Origin of the sequence: Sphingobacterium sp. xlx-130 (assembly GCF_011007405.1) — a bacterium.
GTDB lineage: Bacteria > Bacteroidota > Bacteroidia > Sphingobacteriales > Sphingobacteriaceae > Sphingobacterium > Sphingobacterium luzhongxinii.
Map to the genome: position 1 here is coordinate 161397 of NZ_WFKN01000005.1, position 12160 is coordinate 173556.

15 protein-coding genes are annotated in these 12160 nt (G+C 40.6%); 1 reads left to right on the forward strand and 14 read right to left on the reverse strand.

The window, feature by feature from the left end; all coding sequences use genetic code 11:
- From rpsQ to rplC, 10 genes are all read right to left on the reverse strand, one after another.
- Entirely contained in the window at window positions 1-255 is a 255-nt protein-coding gene (gene rpsQ / locus G7B18_RS09515) for a 30S ribosomal protein S17 (protein ID WP_021071219.1), read from the reverse strand.
- Between the two features lie 13 nt (window positions 256-268).
- Window positions 269-487, reverse strand: a complete 219-nt coding sequence (gene rpmC, locus G7B18_RS09520) for a 50S ribosomal protein L29 (RefSeq protein WP_021071218.1) — start codon at window positions 485-487, stop codon at window positions 269-271.
- Between the two features lie 96 nt (window positions 488-583).
- Window positions 584-1006 carry a 50S ribosomal protein L16 gene (rplP, locus tag G7B18_RS09525; RefSeq protein ID WP_079643267.1) on the reverse strand — a complete coding sequence of 141 codons (423 nt, stop codon included), beginning with the start codon at window positions 1004-1006 and terminating at the stop codon, window positions 584-586.
- 57 nt (window positions 1007-1063) lie between these two features.
- Window positions 1064-1876 carry a 30S ribosomal protein S3 gene (gene rpsC / locus G7B18_RS09530; RefSeq protein ID WP_079643266.1) on the reverse strand — a complete coding sequence of 271 codons (813 nt, stop codon included), beginning with the start codon at window positions 1874-1876 and terminating at the stop codon, window positions 1064-1066.
- A gap of 12 nt (window positions 1877-1888) precedes the next feature.
- Window positions 1889-2320 (reverse strand): 50S ribosomal protein L22, encoded by a 432-nt coding sequence (gene rplV, locus G7B18_RS09535; RefSeq protein WP_079643265.1) that lies wholly within the window; start codon window positions 2318-2320, stop codon window positions 1889-1891.
- Between the two features lie 6 nt (window positions 2321-2326).
- Entirely contained in the window at window positions 2327-2593 is a 267-nt protein-coding gene (rpsS, locus tag G7B18_RS09540) for a 30S ribosomal protein S19 (protein ID WP_021071214.1), read from the reverse strand.
- Entirely contained in the window at window positions 2593-3420 is an 828-nt protein-coding gene (gene rplB, locus G7B18_RS09545; protein WP_079643264.1) for a 50S ribosomal protein L2, read from the reverse strand. Before rplB ends, rpsS begins: the two co-directional genes overlap by 1 nt.
- A 6-nt stretch (window positions 3421-3426) precedes the next feature.
- Window positions 3427-3717, reverse strand: coding sequence for a 50S ribosomal protein L23 (gene rplW / locus G7B18_RS09550; protein WP_164109413.1), 291 nt, complete (start codon window positions 3715-3717; stop codon window positions 3427-3429).
- A gap of 1 nt (window position 3718) precedes the next feature.
- Window positions 3719-4348 carry a 50S ribosomal protein L4 gene (gene rplD / locus G7B18_RS09555; protein WP_079643262.1) on the reverse strand — a complete coding sequence of 210 codons (630 nt, stop codon included), beginning with the start codon at window positions 4346-4348 and terminating at the stop codon, window positions 3719-3721.
- A 5-nt stretch (window positions 4349-4353) separates the two neighbouring features.
- Complete coding sequence (gene rplC, locus G7B18_RS09560) at window positions 4354-4971, reverse strand: 50S ribosomal protein L3 (RefSeq protein WP_079643261.1); 618 nt, start codon at window positions 4969-4971, stop codon at window positions 4354-4356.
- Between the two features lie 293 nt (window positions 4972-5264).
- Between rplC and G7B18_RS09565 the strand changes: the two genes are divergently transcribed.
- Window positions 5265-6173 (forward strand): DUF3078 domain-containing protein, encoded by a 909-nt coding sequence (locus G7B18_RS09565; RefSeq protein ID WP_240452820.1) that lies wholly within the window; start codon window positions 5265-5267, stop codon window positions 6171-6173.
- A gap of 810 nt (window positions 6174-6983) precedes the next feature.
- On the opposite strand, the gene G7B18_RS09570 is transcribed toward G7B18_RS09565, so the two are convergent.
- The 4 genes from G7B18_RS09570 to G7B18_RS09585 all read right to left on the reverse strand — a co-directional run bounded on the left by G7B18_RS09570 (window position 6984) and on the right by G7B18_RS09585 (window position 12130).
- Window positions 6984-9176: a polysaccharide lyase 8 family protein gene (locus G7B18_RS09570; RefSeq protein ID WP_164109415.1), complete on the reverse strand. Its 2193-nt coding sequence runs from the start codon at window positions 9174-9176 to the stop codon at window positions 6984-6986.
- A gap of 18 nt (window positions 9177-9194) precedes the next feature.
- Window positions 9195-10451, reverse strand: coding sequence for a glycoside hydrolase family 88 protein (locus tag G7B18_RS09575; RefSeq protein ID WP_164109417.1), 1257 nt, complete (start codon window positions 10449-10451; stop codon window positions 9195-9197).
- A 73-nt stretch (window positions 10452-10524) separates the two neighbouring features.
- Window positions 10525-11793, reverse strand: coding sequence for a DUF2264 domain-containing protein (locus tag G7B18_RS09580; protein WP_164109418.1), 1269 nt, complete (start codon window positions 11791-11793; stop codon window positions 10525-10527).
- Between the two features lie 31 nt (window positions 11794-11824).
- On the reverse strand, window positions 11825-12130 hold the full coding sequence (locus tag G7B18_RS09585; protein WP_164109420.1) for a glycoside hydrolase family 88 protein: 306 nt from the start codon (window positions 12128-12130) through the stop codon (window positions 11825-11827).
- Between the last annotated feature and the right edge of the window lie 30 nt (window positions 12131-12160).

Genomic DNA, 12160 nt, shown 5'->3' on the forward strand with positions numbered 1-12160 from the left:
TTATTTAGCTCTTTCTAAAATTTCAACTAATCTCCAGTTCTTTGTTTTACTCAGCGGACGAGTTTCCATAATTAATACCGTGTCGCCGATACCGCAGGTATTTGTTTCGTCATGAGCTTTGAATTTAGTAGTTTTCTTAACGAACTTACCGTAGATAGGGTGTTTTACTTTACGTTCTACAGCTACTACGATAGACTTGTCCATCTTATCGCTAACTACTAAGCCGATTCTTGTTTTTCTTAAATTTCTTTCCATTTCGACTTAAATTTTACGCCTCAGAGGCTGTTTCAGATTTTGCTGCATTTTTACGTTTCGAAATCTCAGTGGAGATACGAGCGATATTTTTGCGAGCTGCAGTAAGAACGTTAGGGTTCTCAATAGCAGAAACAGCGTGTGCAAATTTTAACTTGTTTAAAGCAGCTTTCTCTTCTACGAGTTTAGCTGTTAAAGCTTCTGTTGTTAATTCTACGATTTCTGAATTCTTCATTTTCTTTCAGTGTTGTGTTGGGTTTTCAACGATGTTTATATTGAGCCTTGTGGGTAACGGCCACAAGGCTTAAACGGTTGACATTACCAACGATTTTTATGCTTCAACGTAATCTCTACGTATAACAAACTTAGTTTGTACCGGCAATTTTTGAGCTGCTAAACGCAATGCTTCTTTTGCCACCTCTAGAGGCACACCTTCAGCTTCGAATAACATACGTCCTGGGCGTACTACGGCTACCCAATACTCGGGAGCACCTTTACCTTTACCCATACGTACCTCTGCAGGCTTTTTAGTAACCGGTTTATCAGGGAAGATACGGATCCATACTTGACCTTCACGTTTCATGAAACGTGTTACGGCGATACGAGCTGCCTCAATCTGACGGCTGGTGATCCATGCTTCTTCCATTGATTTGATACCGAAAGAACCAAAAGATAACTCCGCACCACGCGTAGCGTTACCTTTCATACGGCCCTTCTGCATCTTTCTGAACTTCGTTCTTTTTGGCTGTAACATGTTCGTATTTTATTTAAGTCCCGTCAGCGACGGGACACTTTTAAATCTTGTTATTAATTAATCTCTTTTAGCTGCTGCTCCACCGCGGTTATTTCCGCCACGGTTTCCGCCACGATTGTTGTTATTATCACGACGAGGACCACGGTTATTACCACCACGGTTGTCACGACGATCTGCAGCACCTTCATTTCCACCACGAGTTTTTACGTTCGAAGTTTGACCAATGTTAGGAGATAAGTCACGTTTACCGTAAACTTCACCTTTACAGATCCATACTTTGATACCGATTTTTCCGTAAGTTGTTAATGCTTCAGCTAATGCGTAATCGATGTCTGCACGTAAAGTATGAAGAGGAGTTCTTCCTTCTTTATACTGTTCCGTACGTGCCATCTCAGCACCACCTAAACGGCCTGAACACATGATCTTGATCCCCTCAGCTCCCATACGCATAGTAGAAGCGATAGAAGTTTTCATTGCACGACGGAATGAAATACGTGCTTCTAACTGCTTAGCTACACCTTCCGCTACTAGTTTAGCATCAAGCTCAGGGCGTTTGATCTCGAAAATATTGATTTGAACATCCTTTTTAGTCAGTTTTTTCAACTCTTCTTTGATCTTGTCAACTTCTTGACCACCTTTACCAATAACGATTCCTGGACGTGCTGTGTGGATAGTAACCGTAACACGCTTTAGAGTTCTTTCGATAACTACTTTTGCTACGCCGCCTTTAGCGATACGTACAGAAAGGTACTTTCTGATTTTTTCGTCCTCAACTAATTTATCGGAATAGTTTTTTCCGCCGAACCAGTTAGAGTCCCATCCTTTGATGATACCTAATCTGCTACCTATTGGATTTGCTTTTTGTCCCATTCTTATAATAAATTAGTTGTTAACTTTATTTAAACTATCTACTACCAAAGTTACATGGTTAGAACGCTTACGGATTCTATATCCACGACCTTGTGGAGCTGGACGCAATCTTTTCAATTGACGGCCACCGCCTACAGATACTTCTTTCACAAACAAAGCGCTGTCTGCTACTGAAGAGCCTTCATTTGCAGCTTCCCAGTTTTTAATTGCTGATAATAACAATTTTTCAACACGAGCAGCAGCTTCTTTACCTGTATGCTTAAGAATATAAAGAGCGTTCTCCACTTTTTCGCCACGGATAAGATCCACTACTAAACGCATCTTACGAGGTGAAGTAGGGCAATTCAATAACTTGGCAGTAGAAGCTCCTCCTACTTGAGCTTTTTCCTGCTCTTTGCGCTGTCTAATTAAGACAGATTTTTTGAGTTTTTTTGTTGCTTCCATTACCTATTATTTTTTCTTTTCTGCGTGGCCTTTGAATGTACGCGTAGGCGCAAATTCACCAAGCTTATGACCGACCATATTTTCTGTTACATAAACAGGGATAAATTTATTCCCGTTGTGCACTGCGAAGGTATGGCCAACAAAATCAGGAGAAATCATTGATCTACGAGACCAGGTTTTGATTACTGACTTTTTGTTTGATTCATTCTGAGAAAGAACTTTTCTTTCTAAGTTGTGATCGATATAAGGACCTTTTTTAATTGAACGAGCCATTATTTTTTCCTTCTTTCAATGATGTAACGATTCGATGTTTTCTTCTTGTAGCGTGTTTTGTAACCTTTAGCCAACACACCTGTACGTGAGCGTGGGTGACCTCCGGAAGTACGGCCTTCACCACCACCCATTGGGTGATCGACAGGGTTCATAGCAACACCACGAACGCGAGGACGACGACCTAAGTGACGCTTACGTCCTGCTTTACCTAATACTTGATTTGCACGCTCTGCGTTAGAAACAGAACCAATAGTAGCAACACAAGTCAACAAGATCATACGAGTCTCACCTGAAGGCAATTTGATAATAGCGTACTTACCATCACGAGCAGACAATTGCGCATACGTACCAGCCGAACGAGCGATCGAACCACCTTGACCAGGATTCAATTCGATGTTGTGGATGATAGAACCCAATGGAATGTTTGCTAATGGTAATGTATTACCAACTTCTGGGGCTACTTTTTCGCCTGCTACTATAACTTGACCAACTTGTAATCCTGTTGGAGCAATAATGTAACGCTTTTCACCATCTGCGTAGTGCAATAAAGCAATACGTGCTGTACGATTTGGGTCGTACTCGATAGTAGCTACTGTTGCAGGGATATCTTTTTTATCGCGTTTGAAATCTATAATCCGGTATACTTTTTTATGTCCCCCACCGAGATAACGCATAGTCATTTTACCGGACTTATTACGACCACCTGATTTCTTGTTGATACCTACGACTAATGATTTCTCAGGAACGTTAGTTGTAACGTCTGAATAGTCAGCACCTACTCTGAAACGAGTACCAGGGGTAACCGGTTTGAATCTTTTAACTGCCATCTTTACTTATATAACACTGTAAAAATCAATAGTTTCACCATCCTTAATTGTAATGACGGCCTTTTTATATTTAGGAGCTCTTCCAGATACAAAGCCAGCTTTAGTATAACGGCTTTTTGCTTTTCCAGCTACAACAGAAGTATTTACTGCAACTACAGTCACACCAAACATCTCTTCGATAGCAGATTTAATCTGGATTTTGTTTGCTCTATGATCTACTTTGAAAGCATAACGGTTTAATTTTTCCGTTAACAATGAAGCTTTCTCAGTTAAGATAGGTTTTTTAATAATCTCCATATTACTTAGCTAATGCTTCCTCCAAAGTTTTAACAGAATCTGCTGTCAACAATAATTTAGTAGCATTTAATACATCATATGTATTTAAATCAGAAGCTACTACAACTTTTGCTTTTTTCAAGTTTCTGCTTGATAAATAAACATTGTTATCGTAAGCTGGCAACACTAAAAGTGTTTTTTCGTCAGCTACATTTAATGCGTTTACTAAAGACACATAGTTTTTAGTTTTGATTGTATCGAAACTAACTGCATCTAAAACAACAACATTGTTTTCTTGCGCTTTGTACGACAACGCTGATTTACGTGCTAGTTGCTTCAATTTTTTATTCAATTTAAAGCTATAGTCACGAGGTTGAGGACCGAATACACGACCACCACCATTAAACAATGGAGATTTGATAGAACCCGCACGGGCACCACCAGTACCTTTTTGTTTGTGTAATTTACGCGTAGAACCCGCGATTTCATTACGTTGTTTTGACTTGTGCGTTCCTTGACGTTGATTCGCTAGGTATTGCTTAACATCTAAGTAGATCGCATGGTCGTTTGGCGTTACACCAAATACCGATTCAGGAAGTTGCACCTTGGCACCTGTTTCTTTACCTGATAAATTTAATACGTTAACTTCCATCTCTACTATTTGTCTACGATTACATATGAACCTTTAGCTCCTGGAATGGAACCACTAACAACGATTAGGTTTTGCTCAGCGTAAACTTTCAAAACCTGTAAGTTTTGAACTTTCACTCTGTCACCACCTGTACGACCTGCCATGCGCATTCCTTTGAATACACGTGAAGGCCATGAAGCCGCACCAATTGAACCTGGGGCACGCAATCTGTTGTGCTGACCGTGAGTCGCACCACCTACACCACCAAATCCATGACGCTTCATTACACCTTGAAAACCTTTACCTTTAGAAGTACCGACTACATCTACGTACTCTCCTTCTTCAAATAAAGTTACATCAACGATGTCTCCTAGTCCCTTCTCATCCTCGAAAGTTTTGAATTCAACTAGTTTACGCTTAGGAGCCACTCCTGCTTTTGCAAAGTGTCCTTTTAAAGGGGCCGTCGTGTTCTTTTCCTTAGCATCATCATAGCCAAGCTGAACTGCCGAATAACCGTCCTTCTCTACCGTACGTATCTGCGTTACCACGCACGGCCCAGCCTCGATTACTGTACATGGGATATTCTTCCCATCAGCGTTGAACAGGCTGGTCATTCCTACTTTTTTACCAATAATTCCTGACATTTTTTATATTAAATTAATTAAAGTCCATCGAAGCAGTAGGGCTTCGCTCAAGACATACTTTCCCCAATAAGGGATTGCAAAGGTAAAAAGTTTTTTATAACTATCAAATAGTTAATGTATTATTTTTTTTATTTTGAAGATCAGACCCCTATTATTTCTTTCGTTTTAAAAAAAGGGAATGCCTGCCGTCACAGACCGAACAAAACTCAACTATTTTTGTTATTAACAAAAAATAGACTTTATGAAAGACAAACCGATTCGCCAGCTGGCGGATCATGAAATAATTTAAACAGATGAAAATCAAATTATACACATATGAAAAAACTTTTTTCCTTTCAACAACACTAATGATTTTAAGCCTCAGTTGTGCAATGGCCCAAACTGACTCTACAAAAAACTGGACAATCAAAGGCGAAAACACTTTTCTAATTAATCAAAGTACATTTTCGAACTGGGCTGCCGGAGGAGTAAACTCGTTTGCAGGAAATATTGTACTTAATTACGACCTCAACTACAAAAAAGACAAATGGAGCTGGGATAATAAAGTATTGGCAGCTTACGGTCAAACTTTCCAAAAGGAAACCGATTGGAGGAAGAATGACGATCGCTTTGTTTACAGTTCTTTAGTTGGCCGTCAAATCAGTGAAAAATTACTGTATACCTTCTTCACAAACTTTAATACACAGTTTGCCAAAGGATACAAGTACAACACCGATGGTACAGATAAACTTTTGTCTGCAGGATTTGCTCCAGCCTTCTTGAGTTTTGGTCCGGGTATTGCATTTAAAGAATCGAACAACTTTAAAATAAACGTTTCTCCTGCTGCTGCACGTTTGGTTTTTGTGACCAACAAAGATATAGACGAAACCTCATATGGTCTTGAGGAGGGCAAAAAATCGAGATTCGAATTCGGTGCGTCCTTAGATGCATACTATAAAGTAGATCTGATGGAAAATATATCGTTTGAAAACATATTTAAACTTTACTCGAACTATAAGGAAAAACCACAAAATGTTGATGTCGACTATACGGCTAATCTTTTTATGAAGGTTAACAAATTCATCACTGTCAATGCGGGTGTCCAATTAGTCTATGATGATAATACGAAAATCCCAATTTTTGAAAACAATGTAGAAGTTGGGACTGGAGCTAGACTTCAAGTAAAACAGATCTTAGGCGCTGGTATTACTTATAAGTTTTAATATAATAAGTACGAACAAAGAAATATCTTATGTTTTTATAAAATCAGAACAGCGCCCAATTTCTCAGGCGCTGTTCTGATTTTGTAGCTATCGCTTATACTTAATTAGCTGCAATAGCTTAAGGAATAACGTTTTGCTTTACTACTTCCCTTTTGATTGCAACCTCTATTTGGATCAACATAGCAAACCCATGCTACGTAACATGAATGTGTTCTTGTCCTAGTGTGAGATAAAGTCATTCATGAATGTGAGAAACTGACTACAATAAAAATCAATCTGCTACAATTTTGTCGCAATCTAGCATAGCTATTTACCGTACTCGGACCAGAATATACACTCGCTACGTGGCAAATTGACAACAAACCACACTTCCTTGATAAAAAGATCTAAATAGACCAAAAACTACTCCTCCTTTGTCCCGTACGCATATAAATACGGAGGGAACTGTATACAGTTTGCGACACACACAATTAACTATAAAGCGCACTAGTTATCGTTTGTGGTTGATTTGTGTTTCTCTAAACGCATGTTACGTAGCGAAAGCACAAGCTATATAGACTTAAACCTTTACTTGTATGAGTTTGTGAAAAACCGGTAACACATTAAGAATCAATCGTACAGAGCTAAGGGTTACTTGGTACATAAAACGTCAAAATGCTATTCCTACAGCAAGACGCTATGGAACAGGAGTAGATACTTGTACAACAAAGGTACAATGGTGTACAACTTTAAGATTTACTACAGGCATGAAGCGACGTAGCATGTACGCCGCAGCCTTTTTTACTATGGCCCCCTAGTCTTATACAGCTCCTAATTTAGGAAAGAAACAATCGATTTCCCTGCGGACTCTGCTGTAGTAGGCAGAGGCAGAGTTATCTCTTTGTCACCTGCTAAACCTGGCCAAAGCACTTTTACAGTAAGTTGTGAAAGCGCCTTAGTCGGATCTGCAATATTCAATTTCAGTTTTCCATTAGCTAGCGGTTGAACCATTATTAAACAAGGATCGCTTACCGCAACACGAATCGTGTCATTCGTAAAATGCGTAGCTGCATCGTGAAAAACAAATCCATAAACACCCGACTCTTTATGCCTCACTGCCTGTATCGTGGCTTCATTTTTCAGTATCTCGATATTCCCTTTGCCCACGTAGCTTTTCATCTGAGCCTCCCCCTTAATCCCGGGCACAACGATATACGCATAACAGGCATTACTTGGCGATACACCGTGGTTCAACCAAAGTGTAAAAACGTCGTTGGTCACACTATCCACCGATCCCCCTTTATTAATGGAAGACCAAGTCCCCGTCTGGGGCTTGGCAGTAAGTCCGACCTTGCCACCATCGGGCAATACATAACCTATATCGCCGTGCAGCACCCAATCCAGATTATCAACATTAGTCAACTCAATATTGTTACCGCCGTACTTGCAGATAAGCCCCTTCTCCGAAGTAATTACATCGCTCTGCAATAAACTTTGATTGAGCGTAGTCACGACTTCTTCTGCTCCCGCAGTCGTATGAATCTCAGCACCTAGACAAACGATTTCCTTCCCAAAAAAGAACCAGGCCTTCTTTGCTCTCGTATCATTACTATCCTGATCATATACACTTATACCATGTAGTGTATCCGAGACTCCGCCTACAAATGTAGTCGTACCTGGTGTCCCCCACTGCTGTGGCGTTATCATTGTCCCCCTTCGTGTGCTGGTACCGGGTATCATAGACCAATCCCAGGTCGGAAAAATAGTATGATATTCCGTTCCCTTCACCGCTATGGATGTCGCTCCATCTGCGAGAAAGTATCCTTTTATATTTTCACCATTACCATTTTCATTGCGCAAAGTGCGGGTCGATACCATACGCAACTCAAATGTATATCTGGGTTTACTGTGCAACGTATAATCTGCGCGGTAAAAATGAGTGTGGGCAGACGGCACACCGTAGCTGGCCGGCTGGCTGTTGTTCAAGCGAGCTATAGCCTCGTCGTAGATAATGTAATTGGCTTTATCGATTACTTTCATCCTTTTGAGCAATGTAACAAAGCCCGACTGATTGTCGCCATTAGGTCGAGAAATACCGCGACCAAACGCATTGAACATAAAGTATTGCCCACGTATAACCCGCAAATAAGTCTGTCGTAAAAATAGACTCAGATTATTAAAATTATCCTCACCTTGACCATAAGGTGTATCTGCTATATACAAGGCAACCCTTGTCGCTACGTTGACAATATCCCAACCATACCCGCCGATATATACTTGTTGGCCATGTTGCAAATAAGAGTAATCCCGTTGCAGGCCTTCGCCTACCGTTAAAGCTAAAGGATAAAAAGCCTGCTGCACCCCTTTATCCAACACAGCTTTATCTCTGGTCAGACAAGCTCTATAAATCCAATGCATCGCTATATTCATCTTATTAGCCCCTGTGCCTGGAGAGCCGCGCTGATCGGGCGCTCCACCCACCTGTTCCATCCGCGAAATAGTTTTAAACTCCAAGACCGCAGGTACCTTTTCCTTACCGTTACGCAACAATATCAAAATCTCCCCTATGCGTTGCGGATAAGCAATCTGATCATAAAACCAATTGCTGTGATCCGGTTCCTGAATATACCAGTAAGCTAACGCATCAACAATAGCAACATGCAATGCGCCACCCCCATACATTGAACTTTTGTTATGGGTATAAGCCAAGACCATAGTCTTTAATCGATCCAAATGCGTGGTAGCTACATCCCCGGTATAGATTAAATCGCTCCAAGAGCCATCTTTACGGATCTGATCTAAATAATGCCGAGCATTACTGCTTATCGTTTCCAAGTTGTCGGCTTCGGCATAGAGCATCTCCTGGACATTATACATGATTTTGTCATAAACCGCAGTCTCGCGATTTTCAGACGACTTCATCATAATAAGCTGTCCTTGACTCAATACAGACACAGCACCTAAAACAGACAACGAACTTACCAATAGCCCGATCAAAAGCAATAGAAGGGGAATTCTTTTCATGCAAGCTGAAATCTGAATTTACTGTTTGATGACGTCTTCCCCATCGAGCATGCGCATATAGCGAATCAAGGCCTCTACGTAATAATAATCCGCGTAAGTAAGGGGAACATCGACCTCTGTCTTATGGGGGATAGAACCCACACTATGTTTTAAGATATAACCTCCTGCTTCTTTATAATCGGCCTTGTAAGGTTTTGAAGACAGACTTTGTAACATCTTTTCTGCTTTAGCAATATAAAAATGACTTTCTTTTTTATTTACATATAATGATAACTCCAAGAATGCAGACGCCATTATTGAAGCCGTAGATACATCCCTCAAATCTCTCTGGCTATAATATTTACTATCTTGTGTCAGTTTATTTTGATCCATATCCCAATAAGGTATCAAGTCGCCAGGAAGATTAGGATGATTAATATAAAACTGGGCTATATTACGCGCCAACTCTAAATATTTTTTATCATTCGTATCACGATACATTGTCAAGTATCCGTATAAAGCCCAAGATTGTCCTCTTGACCAAGCTGATTCATCAAAGGCTCCTTGTGCCGTCTTTTTACCAATGATGCCTCCCGTCTTGTCGTTATAATCGACTACGTGATAAGAGCTATAATCTTTTCTAAAATGATTTTTTATCGTTGTGTTCGCGTGAGTCACCGCTATGTCGTAGAATTTCTTGTTCCCACTTATTTTCGACGCTTGCGTCAAAAACTCGAGATTCATCATATTATCTATAATAACAGGGTATGTCCAAGGTTGACCATCCCAATTCTTTCCTCCATCCCAGGAGCGGATGGTCTTAGTCACATCTTTGTAACGGGTAGACAATGACTCAGCACCCTTGATCAAGATATTTTTGTACGCTGTTGAATCTCCTGTAATACGAAGAGCATTCCCAAAACTACAGTACAACATAAAGCCTAGATCGTGTGTCGTTGTATTGTTTTTTTCCTTTTCCAAATATTTCAGTTTTCGTTTGGCTTCGCTCAACAACTCTGGGTCTTTGGTATATTCATACAAATAAAGCACTGTGCCTGGATAAAAACCAGAGCACCACCAACTTGTACCCCAGTTTACATGCTTACCATTAGAAAATGTGGTAGGGATATCGCTTTCTTTCACCGAGGAAGCTAAATACTTAATCTGCTTTGCAGCATCCATCAATTCGTCCTGAACAAATTGCTTCTCCAAAGTCAATTTGTTGGTAGTTTGTTTTTGAGTACCACATGATGCTAATACTCCTATACCTAGAATACAAGTAAATAATCTAAACATTTTGTTCTCCTATCCTGTACGACTATGTTACAAAAAATATAGATTCATAGCCGTACTATCTTTTTTAAGTTTATTAATAAGTTACGTAATAGTCCTTCGGAAAAACCTCTCCTGCAAATATCTTCTGTGAGGTCCATTTTTCCGATTTACAAGTCCAGAATTCGTCCGTGGCGGGAAGCCCTAATGGCAGGAAGGACAAAGAAGCCACATACATCGATCCGGCATTAGTATAATAATCAGCGAGGTTCGTCTGTTGATCACCAACGACACCCATGGTCAACCACCCTGATTTTCCAATGGTCTTATCGGTATAGATATGCTTCAAAACGGCTGTCAACGCAGCACGCACCTGCCCCTTGCTGATATCTTCCGGCAATTTATTATCCAATACCACGGCTGCAAGCGGTTGAAATGCGGCATTTCTATAGGTTGAAGAACGGCCGACAACAAGCGGATAACCTTCTGGAGAAATCATCCTTTCTAAATGGTGAGCGTAGCGCTGCATCCTTTTATAGGCTCTGTCATACATTTCTTTGTATTTCCCGCCCGCCGAAATATTGTGCCGCAACGATTCGACCTGCATACAATGGATCACATAACCATTGTAGTGATCAAAGCTAAACCGTGCTCCGTCACTGTACCAACCATCGCCCACATACCATTCTTGGTCAAATTTATTGATCGCATAATCGATCTTCTCACGTGCGCATTCTTCACCTACACTATAAAGAAATGTTTCTGTCATTGCAGCAAACAACAGCCAATTACTTTCATTTGGCTTAATCTTCCTTAATAATTTAAATTCCTCGATCACCCGTTTCTTGGTAAGATCAGAAAGAGGCTTCCACAAAGCATCTGGTGCCCTTAAAAATGCGAGAGCAAGGTGGGCTGCATCCACAAGAGTTTGTGACGAAGGTCCCCGCCAGGTAAAATAATCTGGTGAATTGGGATCGACCCCGTATTGAATCCCCAAAAGCGCCTGCTCACGAAATGTTTTACGAATAGCCCCTTCTTTGGAATTATCATCTGGCAATGCCAGCCACGGAGCCATACCTGCCAATAACCGACCGAATGCCTCCAAATAACCTACTCCAGAATCCCGCTTATCAAAAGTAGGGCTGACTTCCATCGGCATATTCTTGCGAAACTCTTGCTTACTTATATTCTCCAGAATAGGACTCGCTATTTTAGAAATTAGAGATACCCAATAGGTACGGTCATTTTCGACATTTGGAGCTTTGGGCGCCATCAATACACGTAACGGTTGCCTTCCGTACGCAACGCCCCCTATAACTCCTGCTAGGGAAGTCGTTATTAACTTAATCAGGATTCTCCTATTCATCGGTTTATTTTTAATCTAGTAGATCACCTTTCTATATCTCTTTTAACTTTAAATATTTACAGACTTCGGGGGCGACCATCAACAACCTTCCTGCAGAATAACCTCTTGTCGATTTCTTCTTGACAGCACCGAATTTCTCTGCGACCATTGGGGTCCAACCCATTTTTCCTTCCGTATCAACCGTCTCTACAAGAGCCTTCCAACCTTTTTTTGCTATTGGCAAATACGTCTCCTCTGATAAAATCCCCTGATTAACACCGTACATAATTGTATAAGTCAATAACCCCGTACCACGTGTCTCTGGCATCGGATATACATCTTTATTAAACAAATTCATACAAAACTGAGACAACCAGCTGCTTATGGC

Coding starts and splice junctions, on each gene's coding strand:
- rpsQ (WP_021071219.1), bottom strand. CDS start 255: ATGGAAAGAAATTTAAGAAAAACAAGAATCGGCTTAGTAGTTAGCGAT.
- rpmC (WP_021071218.1), bottom strand. CDS start 487: ATGAAGAATTCAGAAATCGTAGAATTAACAACAGAAGCTTTAACAGCT.
- rplP (WP_079643267.1), bottom strand. CDS start 1,006: ATGTTACAGCCAAAAAGAACGAAGTTCAGAAAGATGCAGAAGGGCCGT.
- rpsC (WP_079643266.1), bottom strand. CDS start 1,876: ATGGGACAAAAAGCAAATCCAATAGGTAGCAGATTAGGTATCATCAAA.
- rplV (WP_079643265.1), bottom strand. CDS start 2,320: ATGGAAGCAACAAAAAAACTCAAAAAATCTGTCTTAATTAGACAGCGC.
- rpsS (WP_021071214.1), bottom strand. CDS start 2,593: ATGGCTCGTTCAATTAAAAAAGGTCCTTATATCGATCACAACTTAGAA.
- rplB (WP_079643264.1), bottom strand. CDS start 3,420: ATGGCAGTTAAAAGATTCAAACCGGTTACCCCTGGTACTCGTTTCAGA.
- rplW (WP_164109413.1), bottom strand. CDS start 3,717: ATGGAGATTATTAAAAAACCTATCTTAACTGAGAAAGCTTCATTGTTA.
- rplD (WP_079643262.1), bottom strand. CDS start 4,348: ATGGAAGTTAACGTATTAAATTTATCAGGTAAAGAAACAGGTGCCAAG.
- rplC (WP_079643261.1), bottom strand. CDS start 4,971: ATGTCAGGAATTATTGGTAAAAAAGTAGGAATGACCAGCCTGTTCAAC.
- G7B18_RS09565 (WP_240452820.1), top strand. CDS start 5,265: ATGAAAATCAAATTATACACATATGAAAAAACTTTTTTCCTTTCAACA.
- G7B18_RS09570 (WP_164109415.1), bottom strand. CDS start 9,176: ATGAAAAGAATTCCCCTTCTATTGCTTTTGATCGGGCTATTGGTAAGT.
- G7B18_RS09575 (WP_164109417.1), bottom strand. CDS start 10,451: ATGTTTAGATTATTTACTTGTATTCTAGGTATAGGAGTATTAGCATCA.
- G7B18_RS09580 (WP_164109418.1), bottom strand. CDS start 11,793: ATGAATAGGAGAATCCTGATTAAGTTAATAACGACTTCCCTAGCAGGA.
- G7B18_RS09585 (WP_164109420.1), bottom strand. CDS start 12,130: ATGAATTTGTTTAATAAAGATGTATATCCGATGCCAGAGACACGTGGT.